The sequence below is a fragment of the Leisingera sp. ABD4_442 genome (genome assembly GCF_056160905.1).
Genome location: NZ_JBSWYB010000004.1, coordinates 20,376 through 37,105, shown reverse-complemented (window position 1 = coordinate 37,105; position 16,730 = coordinate 20,376). Strand labels below are relative to the sequence as shown.

At 62.1% G+C, this 16,730-nt stretch carries 15 protein-coding genes; 7 read left to right on the top strand and 8 right to left on the bottom strand.

The features are described 5' to 3' along the window. The first annotated feature begins 90 nt into the window (after positions 1 to 90). Positions 91 to 1,143, top strand: coding sequence for a TMAO reductase system periplasmic protein TorT (gene torT / locus ACXAHG_RS05000; RefSeq protein ID WP_475056200.1), 1,053 nt, complete (start codon positions 91 to 93; stop codon positions 1,141 to 1,143). 225 nt (positions 1,144 to 1,368) lie between these two features. On the opposite strand, the gene ACXAHG_RS04995 is transcribed toward torT, so the two are convergent. The 3 genes from ACXAHG_RS04995 to ACXAHG_RS04985 form a co-directional block, all read right to left on the bottom strand. Continuing rightward, positions 1,369 to 2,187 carry a DUF2189 domain-containing protein gene (locus ACXAHG_RS04995; RefSeq protein WP_475056198.1) on the bottom strand — a complete coding sequence of 273 codons (819 nt, stop codon included), beginning with the start codon at positions 2,185 to 2,187 and terminating at the stop codon, positions 1,369 to 1,371. 288 nt (positions 2,188 to 2,475) lie between these two features. Next, the gene (locus ACXAHG_RS04990; protein WP_475056197.1) at positions 2,476 to 3,429 is read right to left on the bottom strand and encodes a CobW family GTP-binding protein; all 954 of its coding nucleotides are present in this window, start codon (positions 3,427 to 3,429) and stop codon (positions 2,476 to 2,478) included. After that, a complete protein-coding gene (locus ACXAHG_RS04985) occupies positions 3,429 to 5,177 on the bottom strand; it encodes an amidohydrolase (protein WP_475056195.1) in 1,749 nt (582 codons plus the stop codon). Before ACXAHG_RS04985 ends, ACXAHG_RS04990 begins: the two co-directional genes overlap by 1 nt. A 154-nt stretch (positions 5,178 to 5,331) precedes the next feature. Between ACXAHG_RS04985 and ACXAHG_RS04980 the strand changes: the two genes are divergently transcribed. The 6 genes from ACXAHG_RS04980 to ACXAHG_RS04955 all read left to right on the top strand — a co-directional run bounded on the left by ACXAHG_RS04980 (position 5,332) and on the right by ACXAHG_RS04955 (position 11,713). Continuing rightward, entirely contained in the window at positions 5,332 to 6,270 is a 939-nt protein-coding gene (locus ACXAHG_RS04980; protein WP_475056193.1) for a LysR substrate-binding domain-containing protein, read from the top strand. 133 nt (positions 6,271 to 6,403) lie between these two features. Then, positions 6,404 to 7,471: an ABC transporter ATP-binding protein gene (locus tag ACXAHG_RS04975; RefSeq protein WP_475044341.1), complete on the top strand. Its 1,068-nt coding sequence runs from the start codon at positions 6,404 to 6,406 to the stop codon at positions 7,469 to 7,471. 66 nt (positions 7,472 to 7,537) lie between these two features. Continuing rightward, complete coding sequence (locus ACXAHG_RS04970; protein WP_475056192.1) at positions 7,538 to 8,641, top strand: ABC transporter substrate-binding protein; 1,104 nt, start codon at positions 7,538 to 7,540, stop codon at positions 8,639 to 8,641. A gap of 23 nt (positions 8,642 to 8,664) precedes the next feature. Continuing rightward, positions 8,665 to 9,492 (top strand): ABC transporter permease, encoded by an 828-nt coding sequence (locus ACXAHG_RS04965; RefSeq protein WP_475044337.1) that lies wholly within the window; start codon positions 8,665 to 8,667, stop codon positions 9,490 to 9,492. Continuing rightward, on the top strand, positions 9,489 to 10,292 hold the full coding sequence (locus ACXAHG_RS04960; RefSeq protein WP_475044336.1) for an ABC transporter permease: 804 nt from the start codon (positions 9,489 to 9,491) through the stop codon (positions 10,290 to 10,292). Before ACXAHG_RS04965 ends, ACXAHG_RS04960 begins: the two co-directional genes overlap by 4 nt. A 26-nt stretch (positions 10,293 to 10,318) precedes the next feature. Further along, positions 10,319 to 11,713 carry an FAD-binding oxidoreductase gene (locus ACXAHG_RS04955; RefSeq protein WP_475044334.1) on the top strand — a complete coding sequence of 465 codons (1,395 nt, stop codon included), beginning with the start codon at positions 10,319 to 10,321 and terminating at the stop codon, positions 11,711 to 11,713. 99 nt (positions 11,714 to 11,812) lie between these two features. On the opposite strand, the gene ACXAHG_RS04950 is transcribed toward ACXAHG_RS04955, so the two are convergent. The 5 genes from ACXAHG_RS04950 to lhpI form a co-directional block, all read right to left on the bottom strand. After that, positions 11,813 to 12,376 carry a GNAT family N-acetyltransferase gene (locus ACXAHG_RS04950; RefSeq protein ID WP_475056190.1) on the bottom strand — a complete coding sequence of 188 codons (564 nt, stop codon included), beginning with the start codon at positions 12,374 to 12,376 and terminating at the stop codon, positions 11,813 to 11,815. Continuing rightward, positions 12,324 to 13,244 (bottom strand): GlxA family transcriptional regulator, encoded by a 921-nt coding sequence (locus ACXAHG_RS04945; RefSeq protein WP_475056188.1) that lies wholly within the window; start codon positions 13,242 to 13,244, stop codon positions 12,324 to 12,326. Before ACXAHG_RS04945 ends, ACXAHG_RS04950 begins: the two co-directional genes overlap by 53 nt. 154 nt (positions 13,245 to 13,398) lie before the next feature. Next, entirely contained in the window at positions 13,399 to 14,424 is a 1,026-nt protein-coding gene (locus ACXAHG_RS04940) for a succinylglutamate desuccinylase/aspartoacylase family protein (protein ID WP_475056186.1), read from the bottom strand. An 18-nt stretch (positions 14,425 to 14,442) separates the two neighbouring features. After that, positions 14,443 to 15,627 carry an aminotransferase-like domain-containing protein gene (locus ACXAHG_RS04935; protein ID WP_475044327.1) on the bottom strand — a complete coding sequence of 395 codons (1,185 nt, stop codon included), beginning with the start codon at positions 15,625 to 15,627 and terminating at the stop codon, positions 14,443 to 14,445. Between the two features lie 17 nt (positions 15,628 to 15,644). Next, positions 15,645 to 16,574 carry a bifunctional Delta(1)-pyrroline-2-carboxylate/Delta(1)-piperideine-2-carboxylate reductase gene (gene lhpI / locus ACXAHG_RS04930; protein ID WP_475056185.1) on the bottom strand — a complete coding sequence of 310 codons (930 nt, stop codon included), beginning with the start codon at positions 16,572 to 16,574 and terminating at the stop codon, positions 15,645 to 15,647. Positions 16,575 to 16,730: the final 156 nt, after the last annotated feature.

The following is a 16,730-nucleotide window of genomic DNA, read 5'->3' as shown; positions in this document are numbered from 1 at the left end:
CCGAACTTTCGCGCGCATTCGGGCGCAGCGCAATTTTGAATTTCCCTTTTGCATCCTGCTGCCTATTCTCCGTCCCGGAAAGGGGAGTTTATGCGTGCATTCTGGCTGATGATTTTCGCGTTTCTTAGCACCGCTGCGGCTGCGGAGATCTGGCACTTGCAAGCACCGCGGATCCCGTTCGACTATGGCAGCGGATACGAAACCATCGGGTACCAGCCGCTAAATAGGGCGTCGCAAGACTGGCAGCTGTGCATCGCCTACCCGCATCTGAAGGATGCCTATTGGCTGAGCGTCAACTATGGAATGGTGTCCGAAGCCAACCGGCTTGGAGTGTCTTTCCAGCTGGTTGAGGCCGGCGGCTATCCGAATTTGCAGCGCCAAATCGGTCAAGTCGAAGAGTGCGTGGCAGCGGGCGCCGATGCCCTGGTCCTTGGAACAGTTTCCTTTGCTGGCTTCACAAGCACAGTGGAACGGATTTCGGCTTCGTTGCCGGTGATTGCCGCAGTGAATGACATCGCCGATGCCGGAATTACTGCCAAAGTGGGGGTTTCCTGGGTGGAAATGGGGGCCAATGCAGGACGGGTTATCGCGGCACGCCACCCCAAGGGCACGCCGCCGGTGAAGGTCGCCTGGTTTCCAGGTCCGGCAAAAGCAGGGTGGGTCAAGTTTGTAGAACAAGGATTCCACGCAGCCTTAGCGGAAAGTTCCGCAATTGTTGCGGTGACAAAATACGGCGATACCGGCCGGGAAATCCAGGTCCGGCTCGTTGAGGATGCATTGGACGAGGAACAGGACCTGGATTATATCGCCGGATCAGCGCCTGCGGCCGAGGCAGCTGTGTCGGTTCTGCGTGCCCGGGGCCTGCAAAGCAAAGTTCAGATTGTCTCGGACTATATGACCCATGCTGTCTACCGGGGCGTTTTGCGGGATCGTATTGTAGCAGCGCCAACAGATTTCCCTGTGCTGCAGGGGAGACTGGCCATCGAAATGGCAGTGCGCGCGATTGAAGGTAAGCTTCGCGTAAAACACGCAGGCCCTGAAATCCGGATTTTTGATCAAAGCACGCTGGACGCTGATATCCTGGAGCAGTCATTGGCGCCGGCTAGTTTTGTGCCTGTGTTTGAGTATAGGGCGGCACGGTAAGGGGGGCTCTGTCCCGCTTGGCGCCAAGGGATGAAGGCTGAGTTGAGCGATCAGTCGCTTCTCCTAAGTGCAAAACGGCTTTCGAAGGCGTGCAGTATTGGCATAGCTTCAGCAAATTGCGCGGCTCCTTTCTCAATTTCCATAGCTGCATAGAAATTGGCCTCTGCTTCTGACGGCCGAATATTCCCGATAGGTCTTATTGGGCGGCGGTGAACGGCCGGGCGATTATGCTTCAGCTGGTTGTACGGCCCGCCGGTAGAGGTGCCATGAGGTGTGGCCAAGGATCGGCAAGGTGAAGATCAGGCCCAGAAACGCCGGAACCAGCGACAGCAGCATGGTCACTGAAATAACTGCTGCCCAGGTGAGCATGACCACCGGGTTTTCCGTGACAACGCGAATGGACGTCAGCATGGCTGAAATGAAATTGGTTTCCCGCTCAAGCAGCATGGGCATGGCAACAACAGTCACCGAGAACAGAACCGCTGACAGAAATGCGCCTGCGCAGGTGCCGATTGCAAGAAAGGCCCAGCCTTGCGGCGTGAAGAATACGATGTTCAGGAAACCATCAAAATCCGAGAAGGACGCATCTTTCAAAATGATCGCCAGCCAAAGCCGGACCTGGTAGATCCATACCCAGAAAATGAACAGGGTGACAAAAGCCATCCAGCCCATTTCGCGCTGGCGCTGATTGGCCATTACTGTGAGGATTTCCGACCAGCTGAAACTCTCTCCTTCCTGCAAGCGGCGGGACATCTCATACAGGCCGGCCGCAGCGAAAGGTGCGACCAGCGGGAAACCCACAGCGGCGGGAATGATCATCCAGATCTTGCCTAGCCAAACCAGGCACCAGACAAACAAGAGCCCGAAAACCGCATAGAACAGGCCGAAGAATGCGCTCATGAAAGGGCGCGCCAGAAAGTCTGAAAACCCGGCCTGCAGCGATGCCGTGATATCACCAGCGGACAGCCTATTAATCTGGGGCATGTCCTGCGGGGGCGGCGTCAGTTTGCCGGGCGATGCGGTACTTTCGGTCTTGGGTTTCATGACACACTCCTCCTCAGAGTATGGCATTGCGCTGGCCTTTTTGCCAACAGGTTCAGCGGTAAAGCAGGCATCCCGCCACCACACGCAGGTGTGCATCCGGTAGAGCAGGGCGGCAAGAGGGACTAGCGCCGTCAAAGAAACAGCGGGTGCAGCGGGCCGGCGTGCTTGCCCGGAGCGCACACTGCCCTCATAGCGCCGCCACCCCCACGAAGCAGCAAGATTTGAGGCTGCTTGCGATATGGTGCGAGACCGCTCCGTCCTTGACGCGCGCCTGGTTGAGACCTTCGTCTATTCGGGCAGAGCTTCAGTGTTCAACATCAGGTCCCGAATCCAGTCTTGGGCACTCTCGTTGCTGTAGCCATCCGCGCACTGAGCGTTTTCCCCAATAACAACAATCCGGGTTTCCGGAGCGCTGCCCCAGGTGCCTTGTTTTGAGAAATTCATCCTGCTGCCAACTTTTTGGAAGATAATTGGGGTATCGGGAAAATCGGAGCAGAACAGAATTCCCTTTGCTCTGAAAACCGCTTTGGGCAAGGCGCTGAGGGCTTTGCGGAAACGCTCATAGGTATGTGCTTCGCTTGTGCTCCAGCTGGCGGAACAGAAACCGGTGCCTGGGTGAGAAAGCAGAAGCTCTTTGCCCTCCTGCGAATGGCGCCCTGTGTCCAGAAGGACCTCAAAAGGCACCTGGCCTTGGATTGCCTCATAGACTGGCAGATCCGGAAACAGCCATTGATCCCGGAACGCCTCCAGATCCAGGGGCGTCACCAGGTCCGTCTTGGTCAGGATAGCAATGTCCGCCGCTTCGATCTGAGATTGCACCAGCAGCCGGCATGAGGCTGACAGGTTTTCCGTATTTGCTGCGTCAATCAGCGTTACCACTGCATCCAGCCGGGCATAATTCCGCAGCTGCGGATAGCCAAAGACAGAGGCGATCCGGCCGGGCTGGGACACCCCGCTGGCCTCGATCAGCAGATACTCGGGCGGGTTGCCAGAGCGGAACAGCGCCTGCAACTGCGCTACCAGGTCGCTTTGGATCGAACAGCAGACGCAACCGTTTGACAGCTCCATCACCTCGCGTTCGCGCTTCAGGATCAGGTCGGCGTCGATATTGACCGCACCGAAGTCGTTGACCAGCACGGTGATGTTCAGCCCGTGATCTCCCTGCAGCAGGGTGTTGATCAGCGTGGTTTTGCCAGAGCCGAGAAAGCCCGCAACGATTGTAACCGGAACGCGCGTGTCCATCAGATGTCCTTTGGCGTGAAATCGGGAACCGGAGAGGTGATGCGGGCTTCAAACTCCGTGCCCTGCATCCAGCCATCGGGGTCATGCACAATCTCGCCATCGACTATGGTCAGCTGCACCTGCGTCTTGTGCCAATTGCCCTTGGCCTCAACCTCCAGCAGGTTGCGGTCCAGTACGATCAGATCGGCGGTCTTGCCCGCGGTGATCGAGCCCGAGACATCCTCGCAGCCCATCGCATAGGCGCCGTTGAGGGTCAGCATCCGGATCGCCTCTTCAGGTGTGATCGGCTGGCCCAGCTTGCCCTCCATCTCGCCGCGCGGGTTTTCGCGGGTGACAAGCGTTTCGAACCCGAACCAGGGGTCGATGCTGCTAACCGGCCAGTCAGTGCCCATCACCGTAACCCCGCCCGCATCCAGCACCCCGCGGACGTTATAGGCCTCCTGCAGACGCTCTCCGAACGAGGACCGCGCGCCGATGGTGAACTCGGACGGGAACCAGCCCACCGGCGAGAACTCGGCAATCACGTCCAGCTCGGCGAACCGGGCCAGGTTGCCCTCGTCCAGCAGGGTGGAATGGGCGCATTGGTGGCGCATGCCACCGGGACCGTTGCGGCGGCGGCACTCAGCCACCGCATCCAGGAAGATGTCCGATGCCCCGTCACCGGTGCAATGGGCAATCACCCGGATCCGCTTGCGGTCCATTTCCGCAACCATGTCATAGATATGCTCAGGCGTCAGATTCAGCGAGCCCTGCCAGGTCTTCTCGTTCGGCCAGGGAGAAATCAGGTAAGAGGTGCGCGGTTCGGCGGTGCCGTCAAAGTGGAACTTGACCGCATTCGCATTGAGACGCTTGGAACGGTAGTAATGCCGCTCCCCCGCCAGCAGTTCCCAGCGGCGGCGCACCGGAAAGATGTCGTCCTGCCAGCTGATTGCGGCCTCGACCCGCACCGGCAGCTCACCTGCCAGGTCGATGGCGCGCAGCGCATCCAGACGCTGTTCGCAGACATGCACGTATTTCGTTGCCACCACCCCGCGGGCGGACTGGAACCGCGCGCCTTCGCGGTAGGCGCGGGTCAGCGCGTGCATCGGTGGTGGCGGCATTGCTGCCATGATCAGCGCATAGGCGCCATCCACCAGGATGCCGTCCGGCTCTCCAGTCAGTGGATCGCGCACGATGTAGCCGTTGTTGGGGTCGACGGTGTCCTTGCTGACCCCCGCCAGCTCCAGCGCCTTGGAGTTGGCCATGCAGCTGCCCCACATCCGGTCCATGATCGCAACCGGCCGGTCGGGAATGAAACTGTCAAGCCAGTCGCGCCCTGGCTTCAGCCCCGCCTTGCGAAAGGCGTAGTGGACAAAATGCTTGCCGAAAATCCACTCGCGGTCCGGGTTTTCCGCGGCATAGCGCAGGATCGCCTCGCGCACCTGATCCGGGGTGGGTGTCTCCAGCCCCACATCCAGATAGTCGGAGTATTTCGGACCCAGAGCCAAATCGGGATGTGTGTGCATGTCATAAAGGCCCGGCATGGCAAAGGCACCATTCAGGTCATGCACATGGGTGTAATCCGCAATCAGCGGCTCCATCTCGGCATTGCTGCCCACCGCCATGAACCGCCCGTGCTTGATCGCCACCGCCTCGGCCCAGGGCTGATCCGCGTCGACGGTGTAAATCCGCCCGTTCCGCAGCACCATATCCGCCGCAGGCAGCCCCTCGGGTGTGTTGGTCGACCGGATTCCGGCGCTCGAAACCATGCGTCTGTCCTTTCCCTGCCGCGAGGCCAAGCCCCGCACCTGTCCGGGCACAGTAAGAACGCAGAATTTCTCACGTCAAATGAAAGAAATTCGGATGCATTTCCCAATTTTTCTCATGTAGTCTGCCGGCAAACCCGCACAGAGAGGTCCGAACATGGGCAGCATGGCCGAAAGAGACGCAAGCGACGCCCGCCGTGTCTACCCGTCGATGACGGCGCTGAGGATGCTGGAGGCGGTGTCGCGGCTGGGCAGCCTGCACAAGGCATCGGAGGCGATGTTCGTGACCCCCAGCGCGGTCTCGCACCAGCTGCGCAACCTGGAGCAAATGCTGGGGGTCAAGCTGATCAGCCGCGCGGGCCGCAAGGTGGAGCTGACCTCGGCCGGCAACCGCTATGTGCAGGACATCCGCAAGGCGCTGGAAATCGTCGAACGTGCCAATGCGCCGCTGGGCGACAGCGAGCCCTTCGGCCCCTTGCGCATCAACTGCGCGTCCGGCCTGGGCAGCTATTGGCTGGCTTACCACATCACCGAGTTCCTGGATCTGTTTCCCAACATCGATCTGGAAATCACCAACGAGACCGACCGCAACGATATCCTGAACGATCAAACCGATTTCTCGATCATCTACGGCGACGGCGCCTGGCCCGGTAAACACGTTCAGCACCTGTTCACACCGCGCGCCTTCCCGGTCTGCTCGCCTGCCTTTCTGGAGCGCCACGGCCGCATCCGCACACCCGAGGACCTGGTGAAGCTGCCCTTGCTGCACCACCGCAATCAAAGCGACTGGGTGGTTTGGCTGTCCGCCGCCAGCAAGAAAAGCTTTGAGCTGAGCAAGGGCATCGTGTTCTCGGATGTGACCCACAACATGAACGCAGCCATTGCCGGCGCCGGCATTGCCATCGGCGACGACATCCTGGGCCGCCACGCGCTGAGCGAGGGCAAGCTGGTGAGGCTGTTCGACACCGAAATCCGCGGCCCCCACGCCTATTACATCGTTGCCCAGAAAGAGCGGATGCAGCGCCGGGTCTGCCAGCTGGCGATCGACTGGCTGTCGCGCTGGTTCCAGGAATACACGCTGCAAACACAGGGTTAGACTGCCGCAAAATCGTGAGAAATTTTCACCATAACACGGCAATTACTTTCATTTGACGTGAAAAAAACTGACTGCAATCCTCCCGCCAATGCCTAGGGCCTTGCCCGGGCCAGGAACGACGGGGAGCCAGTCAGTGTCACAAATCGCGGCCAGCAGCATCTGCAAGTCCTATGGCGACTTCAAGGCGCTGCACGACGTCAGCATGGAGATCAGCAAGGGCGAGTTCCTGACCTTTCTGGGCCCCTCCGGCTCCGGCAAGACCACCTTCCTGATGATCCTTGCAGGCTTTACCGAACAGTCCTCCGGCACATTGATGAAGGATGGCCAGGACATCAGCCGGATGGCCGCGGAAGAGCGCAATTTCGGCATGGTGTTCCAGGGCTACGCGCTGTTTCCGCATATGACCGTCTGGCAGAACGTCGACTACCCGCTGCGGGTGCGCAAGATGGGCAGCGCCGAGCGCAAACAGAAGGTGGGGCGGATCATCGAAACCGTCGGCCTTGCCGAACATGCGCACAAGAAACCCTCGCAACTGTCTGGCGGTCAGCAGCAGCGGGTGGCGCTGGCCCGTTCGCTGGTGTTCCAGCCGGATGTGCTGCTGCTGGATGAGCCGCTCTCGGCGCTCGACCGCAACCTGCGCGAACAGATGCAGAGCGAGCTGAAACGGGTGCATGAGGAAACCGGCACCACCTTTGTCTTTGTCACCCATGACCAGGGCGAGGCGCTGGCGATGTCCGACAAGATCGCCATTTTCAATAAGGGCCGGCTGATGCAGCTGGCGACGCCTGACCGGATCTACAACGCGCCAGACTCACGATTCGTTGCGGAATTCCTGGGCCAGATCAACATCTTCCCGGTGGCCAGCCCCGGCATGGACGGCGGGCTCCTGCGCGGCAATCTGGACGGCACCACCCTGTCGGCCGCCAACCCTGGAAACCCTGTGAACGGCACCGCCAGCATCGCGGTGCGCCCCGAGCATATGACCCTCAGCGCCGAGCGCCCCGCGGATCAGGCCAATGTGCTGCCCGCCCGGGTGATCCAGACCACCTATCAGGGCTCCCACAGCGACCTGGTGCTGCAGACGCCGCAAGGCCACAGCATCAGCGCCTCGACCCACAGCGCCAATGGCGCGCTGCCATCGGTTGGCAGCGACCTGTGGGTCGGCTGGTCGCCCGAAAACAGCATCGTGATTGCCGATTAACAAGACCCGGGCCGGACCGCGCAAGGCGGCCTTCGGACCCGGCGACGACTGACCAGGGAGAAGATCATGAACAACTTTCAACGAGACTGCTGCGAGCTATTGGCCGAACGCTTCCGCTCCGGCAAGCTGGACCGCCGCGGCTTTCTGACCGGGCTGGTGGCACTGGGTGCCGCCACCGTGGCAGCACCTGGCGCCCGCGCCGCGGGCCAAGAACTGGTGGTGGTCAACTGGGGCGGCGATGCGATCGACGCCTACTCCGCTGCCTTTGCCGAAGCCTATGAGGCCGCCACCGGCAACACGCTGAAAATCGACGGCTCCGGCCCGCTTGAAGGCTCAATGAAAACCCAGTTCGAAAGCAACTCGGTCCGCTGGGACGTCTGCGACGCAGAACCCTATTCCGCGATCCGCCTGGGCCGCGAAGGCATGATGGAGAAGATCGACTATTCCATCGTCGACCGCAGCAAGATCGAGCCGGGCTTTGACGGCGAATTTTACGTTCCCTCCTATTTCTACAGCAACGTCATCGCCTATGACGCCACCCGCTTTGGCAGTGACGCGCCCAGCACCTGGGCCGATTTCTGGAACCTGGAAAAATACCCGGGCAAGCGTACCCTTTACAAATGGATGACCGGCGTGCTGGAGGCCGCACTTCTGGCCGATGGCGTCGCCCCTGCCGAGCTTTACCCGCTAGACGTGGACCGCGCCCTGGCCAAGATCGAAGCGCTGAAGCCGCATATTGTCAGCTTCTGGTCTTCCGGTGCCGAAAGCCAGCAGCTGCTGCGCGACGGCGAGGCTTCGATGGGCCTGTTGTGGCACACCCGCGCCAACCTGACCAAACAGGATACCGAAGGCGAGGTCGACTGGACCTTTGACCAGGGTCTGGTCTCGCCTTCAGGCTGGACCGTGATCAAGGGCAATCCCGCCGGTGCTGCGGCCGCCATGGAGTTCATCGCCCTGGCCCAGAACCCGGACAATCAGGTGACGCTGCTGAACGAGCTGGGCAACGGCCCGGCCAACCCTGCCGCCCACGCGCTGGTCTCGGAAGAGATGAAGCCGGTGGATGCCAGCTCCAAGGAAAACCTGGAGCGCCAGATCGTGCTGCAGGCGGAATGGTACGCCGACCACTACGGCACCGCGCTGGATAAATATCTGGCCCTGGTCAGCAGCTAAACCACTTGGGGAGGAGCAGCAGGATGGCCGCACGGCTCAATATACACACCGTAGCCATGTGGCTGCTGCCCGCCCTGTTCCTGGCGGTCTATCTGGCACCGCTTCTGGGCGTCTTCGGCTGGTCCGTCTCCCGGCCGGAGCCGGGCGCCGAGAACTATGTGCGGATGCTGACGGATGCCGATGCACTCAACATCATGCTGCGCACCGCACGGGTCTGCATCCTAGTCACCGGCATTTCCGTGCTGTTGGCCTATCTGCTGGCCTATCATTGGGTCTTCGGATCTCCGGCGCGCAAGCTGTTCATGGAGCTGTGCATTTTCATCCCCTTCTGGATCTCGGTTCTGATCCGCGCCTTCGGCTGGGTGGTGATCCTGCGCAACAAGGGCATTCTGAACGAGAGCCTGCTATCCATCGGCGCCATAGCAGAGCCGCTAACCTTGGTGCGCACCGAGTTTTCGGTGATCCTGGGCATGGTGCATTTCCTGGTGCCCTTTGCGGTTTTTCCAATCGCCTCGGTGATGCGCCAGATCGACAGCCGGGTGCTCCTGGCCTCACGCGGCATGGGCGCCAGCCTCGCCTTCACCTTCTGGAACGTGTTCCTGCCGCTCACCGTGCCTGGCATCCTGGCTTCGGTGATAATCGTCTTTGTCTTTGCGCTCGGCTTCTTCATCACGCCGGCGATCCTGGGCGGCGGCAAGATCGTGATGATTGCCGAATACATCTATATTCAGATGTTCCAGACCTCAAACTGGGGATTTGGCGCCGCGCTCAGCATCGGGGTGCTGGCGGTGGTCGCTGCCATGGCGGGCCTGTTGTTCAAAGTCATCCGCCCGGAAAGGCTGGTCAAATGATGCGCAAGCCCCTGAACCTGCAAGGCTGGCTGCTGAAACTTGCTGCCGTGCTCACCGGCCTTTTCATGCTGATGCCGCTGGTGGCGGTGATCCCGGTCTCCTTCACCCCCAAGCGCTTCCTGTCGCTGCCCAAGGGCGACTGGTCCCTGCGCCACTACCAGGCGCTGCTGACGGATGAGGCCTGGCTTGCCAGCATCTCCGACAGCATCCTTGTCGCACTGGCCAGCAGCGTGATTGCCACCGTCTTAGCCGCCGCCTTTGCGCTTGGCCTGTGGTTCCGCCAGCCCCGCTATGGCGGCGCGCTGGTCGGACTGGCGCTGCTGCCAATGGCGGTGCCGCCGGTGGTCTCGGCGGTGATCATCTATTTCCTGCAGGCCCGCATCGGCCTGATCGACACCTACCCGGGGCTGATCCTGACCCATGTGATTATGGTGACGCCCTTTGCGGTCATCGTGATGCTGACCGCCACCTCGCGGCTGGATAAATCGCTCGAACTCGCCTCCCGCAACCTAGGTGCGTCGCGGATGCAGACCACCTTCTGGGTGGTGTTGCCGAACCTCAAATTCGGGCTGTTCTCGGCCTGGTTTCTCAGCCTGGTGCTGTCCTGGGAGGAAATCGCCGTCACCCTGTTTGTCAGCGGTATCGACGTGATCACCCTGCCGAAACGGATCTGGGACGGGCTGCGGCTGAACGTCGACCCGATCATTGCCGCAGTCTCGGTGATCCTGATGGTGCTGACCACCATCGCCATCGTCGCCAAGACCCTGCACGAGCACCGCAAAGGCAAGTCCGGCAGCTAAGACCGGGCGAAACGAAAGCACCCCTAATGGACATCAACCAGATTTCCGCTCTGTTCACCCCGGTGACCGGCGCCCAGAACGTGATCACCGGAGAGCGGCTCGCCCTGCGAAACACCGGCTATTGCGCCGCGAGCTATGACGGCGGCGTGCTGCTGACGCCGGAGACGGCGCAGCAGGTCAGCGAGATCTGCCGCCTGGCCGCTGCACACTGCCTGGCAATCGTGCCGCAGGGCGGTCTCACCGGCCTGGTGCAGGGCACCGCTACCGCATCCGGACAGGTGGCTCTGTCGCTGGAAAAGATGAACCGCATTCTGGACCTCGATCCGGTGCAGGGCGTCGTCACCGCCGAGGCCGGCGCCACCCTGCAGCAGGTAATCGACGCCGCCGAACCCCTCGGCCTCGCCCCCGGTGTCGACCTGCCGTCGCGCGGCAGCTGCACCCTGGGCGGCATCGCCTCGACCAATGCCGGCGGCATCCAGGCGATCCGTTATGGCATGGCGCGGGACAATATCCTGGGGCTGGAGGCGGTGCTGGCCGACGGCACTCTCCTGGACCTCAACAACACGCTGCTCAAGAATAACGCTGGTTATGACCTGAAACAGCTGTTCATTGGCTCGGAAGGCACGCTGGGCATCATCACCAAACTCACCCTGCGCCTGCACAGCCGCCCGTCCTCGGTGCAAACCGCGCTGATCGGCTGCGCCGGACCCGCAGATCTGTTCGAGGTGCTCGCTCAGGCCCGCAAAACCTTTGGCGGCAGCCTGTTGTCGTTTGAGGCCATGTGGCCGGAGTTCTTCAGCCAAATTGCCGCGCATCTCGGCAGCAGCCTGGTATCATCCGAATGCGGCATCTACGGGGTGATCGAAACCGGCCAATGGGGCGGCTCGGAACAGGAAGAGGCCCTGACAGCCTTCCTCGCCCAATGTTTCGAAGACGGCCTCCTGCTGGACGGCGTCGCCGCCCAATCCGAAAGCCAGCGCCGCACCATCTGGCAGCTGCGCGAGGACGCGGATGTGATCGAAAGCCTGAACGGCCCCTGCCTGTCCTACGACGTCGGCCTGCGCCTCAGCGATATCCCGGGCTACGTCAATCAGCTGCAGGAGCGGATCGCCGCGGACTGCCCCAGCGTCAGCTGCTATGTCTTCGGCCACATGGGCGACGGCAACCTGCACATCATGGCAGGGCCAGCCCCCGATCCCGCCGGCCACGCCGCAATCGACGGCGCGGTCTATGGCACGCTGCAGAACTTTCCCGGCACAACGGTTTCAGCGGAACACGGTATCGGGCTGGAGAAACGCGCACATTTGCCGCTCAGCCGGCCCGGAGCTGCTCTCGCAGCGATGCGGCAACTGAAAGCAGCCTTTGATTCCCAATCTATGCTTAATCCGGCGAAGATACTTACAGAGGCACCAGACCAGTAATGTTCTGAGTGCGTGCAGCCCCCTTAGCAACTCGCTTGAAGACGGGTATTGAATGCTGGGGTCAGGATACGCAGGTAAAGCGATAATGCCCATCAGCATTCACGCAAGGATTGCGGCAGAGCGCAGCCGGTGCGCCATCCGGTAGGTTGTGATCCCGCGATAGCCCGCATGTGCGCGGCCGCCGGTGATCTCAAACCCCATGGCACGGAACTTGGCTTGGTTCTCTTTCAATGCTGTTCTGGTCTCCAGCACGAGGCAGGACTTGCCGCGCTGGCGGGCCAAAGCGCTGGCCTGCTCAATCATACCGCGGGCCAAGCCGCTGCCCTTGTGTTCGGCGCGGATGGCAAACCGGCCCAGAAACAACGCGTCCTTTGCCTCTTTCAGAAACAGGCATCCGGCAAGGCGGGCACGATCTCTTGCGATCATAAGATGTTCGAACTCAGCCCGCCGGGCCAGATCGGCCGCAGTGCAGCTATAAACAGTGCTGGGTGGATCGACCTTGCCGACGGTATGGGCAAAGGCATGGCGCAACAGCCCCAGCAGACCGGTCCAATCACCGAACCCATCGGGATTGAGCGCGATCTCCGGCAGGGCGTAAACTGACGGGGCATCAGGCGTGGCGGCTGCCGGGCTGCCTGCGGGACTGGTATTCGACTGGAGCAATGCCAAATTTCCTTTTGAAGCTGCGCACAAAGGTGGTGGTGCTGGAGAACCCGCAGGCGGCGGAGATCGCCGGCAGCCGGTAGTCGGTTTCGCTCAAGAGCTTGCGGCCGCGCTCCAGCCGCAGGTCGCGGTAGTATTGCGCGGGCGTGCGCCCGGTATAGGAGCTGAAAAGCCGCTCCATATGGCGGCGTGAAATGGCCGCGCGCCGGGCGACTTCCTGCAGGAGCAGGGGGTCTTCCAGGTTTTCAGCCATGATGCCGGCTGCCTTGACCAAATGCGGGCTGCGGCTGCCCAGCACGTAGGAGAGCGAGCTTTGCGGCCGGTCCTGGCTGCTGCGCAGGCCGGTGTGGACGCACATGTCCGACACGGTGCGGGCAAAGCGCTGGCCGTGATGGCTGGCGATCAGATGCAGCGACAGGTCCAGCGCCGCAGTGCCGCCGCTGCAGGTCAGGACCTGGCCATCCGCGCAGAACAGCTGGTCCAGCGGCGCCAGTTCCGGGAAGCGTTCGCAAAACCCCAGCCGGTCCTCCCAGTGCAGGGTGAAACCGCCGGATTTCAGCAGCCCGGCTTCAGCCAGCAGTCCGGTCCCGCCAGAGACGGCGCCAACCGTGCCGCCAAACCGCGCCTTGCGCCGCAGCCAGCTGACGACCGGAGTTTGCCGCAAATGCTGTACGGCCGGGCCGGCAACGATAAGCGAATAGTCGGCCCGCGGCGCATTCGAGAGCGGCCCGTCAACGGCCAGTTCAGTTCCGTTGGAGCAGGTTACGCCGCCGCCGTCTTCGGACAGGGTGTGCCAGGTGTAAAGCGGCGCTGCCGCCAGCTGATTGGCAATCCGCAAGGGCTCGATTGCGGAGCTGAAGCTGAGCATGGAAGCGCCGGGCAGAAAGAAAAATGCAAAGGTTTTTTGGGGCAGGCTCCCGGGGAGAGAGGGGGAGGGCGCCCGCCCGCGGCCTGTGCCAGGCCTAGCGCTTCCAGCTGCGCACGGCCCCAAGGAGCCAGGGGGCCGTGCAGAGAGGGGCCGGTCAGCCTTCATAATCGCTGAGGGTGAAGAACAGCGTATCGCCGATTTCACACAAAGCAGGGGTGCGTTTGCAGAACACTACGCCGCCCTTGTTGAAGCGCAGCTCTTCCGGTTTTTCCCAGGGCTCTTTCAGGTTCCAGATGTAGCCGGCCAGCTGGCCGTCCTCGACCACGTCGCCCAAGTTCACAACCGGCTCGAACATGCCGTCCTTGCCTGCAAAGATGTAATGGTCACCTGTCTGCATCGCCTTGAGCGAGACCTTGTGCTCGGGGTCGGGCAGGTGCTCGTCCTTGGTGAACACGCCCAGCTCGCGCAGGCAGCGCTTCATGCCGTTGAAGCCGAATTCGCGGATCCAGGGGCGGATCTTGCCGGCGCCGCCCAGTTCAGTGGACAGGTAGATCTTGTCCTGCGGCAGGATCTCGCCCGACAGGGTTGTTTCATGCACCCGGTCGCCGACGATGCCCAGCGGCGCGCCGAACAGCTCCAGGAACTTCATCTGCATCGCGTCTTTCTGGGCGTCGCCCATCAGACGGATTTTGACCGAGGGGTGGTGGTCGATGGATTTGCCGGCCGAGTGCAGGTCAAAGAACGCATCGCCGCGCGGCACGATGTGGTTGGTGATGTACCAGGCGATCATCTCGGTCGGGGAGCCGTACTGGTTGCCCGGGAACATCCGGTTCAGGTTGGCTTCGCCGGTCCAGTCCAGCGGCGAGGTGCGGCGGCCGGCATAGAAGGCCGGGGCGTTGGCCGCGGGCAGGAAGATGATCTGGCCCTTGATGTCTTCGGGTTCAAGCTCCTGGTACAGGCCGTTGCAGATCGAGACACCTTCGTATTCATCGCCATGGTTGGCGCCGATCACCACCGCAACGGGGCCGTCGCCGTTCTTGATCGACATGATCGGCATCGGCAGCCAGCCATAGGCAGAGCGGTCCGAGGAGAACTGGATACGCACGTAGCCGTGCTGTTTGCCTTCGGCGTCCAGATCGATCTCGCAGCTGGGGGCGAGGGAGACTTTGGGGCAGGGCATGGGTTAATTCCTTCTGTTTTATGCCGCTTGTGCTGTGGATTGGAGTTTGCGCCAGGCCGCGCCGAGCTTGGCGATGCCGTCCTTGATTTCGTCTACTGTGATGAAGCTGTAGGCCATGCGGATGCAGTTGCCGGGATCGTCATTGGGGAAGCTGAGCCGCCCGGAGGAAACCTCGACGCCTTCCTCAATACCCAGTTCGACCAGACGTTCCGCGTCGGTGCCCTCGGGCAGGGTCGCCCAGAGGAAATAGCCGCCATGGGGCGCGCGGATCTTGGCTTCGGGGATGTGCTCGGCGAAGGCTTCGATCATCGCGTCGCGGTGGATGCGCATCTGGTGGATCATCTCGTCGATGTGATGCGCCATCTTGTTGGACTGCATCAGCTGCACCACGATGCGCTGGGCAAAGGCGTTGGAGCCGCCATCGGCCTTCTGCATCGCCATGCGGCGGATCACGCCGGCATCACCGATCGCCCAGCCGACACGCAGGCCGGGGGCGAGGATCTTGGAGACGGTGCCGAGGCTGATCACATGGCCGGTGGTGTCCATGGATTTGATCGACGGGATAACTTCGCCCTCGAACCGGATACGGCGGTAAGGGTCGTCCTCGCAGATCACGAAGTTATAGCGCTGCGCCAGCGCCAGCATCTTCTTGCGCCGTGCCAGCGAGGTGGTGACGCCGGTCGGGTTGTGGAAGTCCGGCACGTCGAACAAGAGCTTGGGCATCTGCTCGGCGTTGTTTTCCATCCGCTGCAGTTTTTCTTCCAGCTCATCGGCGCAGAAGCCCTCGCCGTCCTGGCCGATGTCCAGGAAACGCACGTTGTGGGTGCGCATGATGTGGACGGCGGTCATATAGGTCGGGCGGGTGACGATCACGGTGTCGCCGGCCTCGCAGAAGGTGCGCAGGGCAAGATCAAAGGCGCTTTTGGAGCCGTAGGTGACCAGCACGTTCTCGCGGCTGGCCTTGATGCCGTCCTCGGCGACGAAGTTGCAGATCTCGTCGCGCAGGTCATCCAGGCCCATCAGCGGCGCATACTGCATGGCTTCTTCGCGCAGGGGGCCCACGGCCTCGGTCGCTTCGCGCACCACGTCGGGCAGGCAGGGCGGGTAGGCGGCGCCGGAATTCAGGGCGATGGTGCCCGGCGCGTGGTCAAACACCGATTTGCCAAGAATGGCAGAGCGGCGGGCGAATCTGAAATCAGTCATTGTCTTTCCAGTCAGGTTCAGGATGCGGCGGCCATGCGGGCGGCGACGAAGTCCTCAATCGCGGCCCCCACGGATTTGAAAACGGTGATTTGGCTGTCTGAGGTGCGGGGCTGCGCTTCGCCGCGGCACAGCTCGGCCATGTCACCCGCGATGTCGGCGCGGGTGATGGTGCCGTCAGCCAGCGGCTGGGTGATGTCGCCGGCCTCGGCCATGGCGCCGTCATAGGTGTCTACGATGATGCCGCCCGCGGCACGTTTCAGCGCCTCGCTGTCGGCCTCGCGCATCTCAGTTGTAAAGCCGCCAACCAGATCCAGATGCGCGCCCTCTTTCAGCAGCGCGCCCTTGATCAGCGGATCGTTGGTGATGGTGGCGGCGGCGATGACGTCGGCTTCGGCGACGGCGGCGTCGAGGTCAGCGGCGACGGTGACGGCCTCGTCGAACTGATTGGCCAGCGCCTGGGCCTGTTCGGGGCGGCGGGCCCAGATCCTGACCGTTTCATAGCTGCGCACGGCGCGGTGGGCCGGGATCAGGTTGGCAGCGATGGTGCCGGCGCCGACGATCAGCAGCGATTTTGCATCTTTGTGCGCCATCTGATCGGCAGCAAGCGCAGAGGTGGCGGCAGTACGGCGCGCGGTCAGCTCGCCGCCTTCCATCACCGCCTCCGCCTGGCCGGTCACCGCGTCGAACACCATCACGCTGGCGTTCACCGCGGGCAGGTTGCGGGCCGAGTTTCCGGGGGCGATGAACAGGATCTTCACTGCCAGCTTGCCGCCTTCCTCCCAGGCGGGCATCGCCAGGAACGTGGCATCCGGCTCGCCCGGCACCGGCACCGCATGCGCGGTGCGCAGGGGCTGCGAGACGCCTTTGGCAAATGCCCCTTTCAGTTCGGAAATCAGCGCCTCCCAGGGCAGGGCGGCCTGCATGTCGCTGTCGGTGAAGAATTTCAACTGGCTATCCTCCCGCTGCCGGTTTTGTGGGATAATATATTATCTAGTATCAAGCGGCGTCAAGCGTTGTGACGGCCCGCGTAAAAGCACCGGTCTGGCCCTGCGCAGCAAGGCCGGGCGGCGGTTCTGCTGCCATTGCGGCTGTGATGCCGTTTT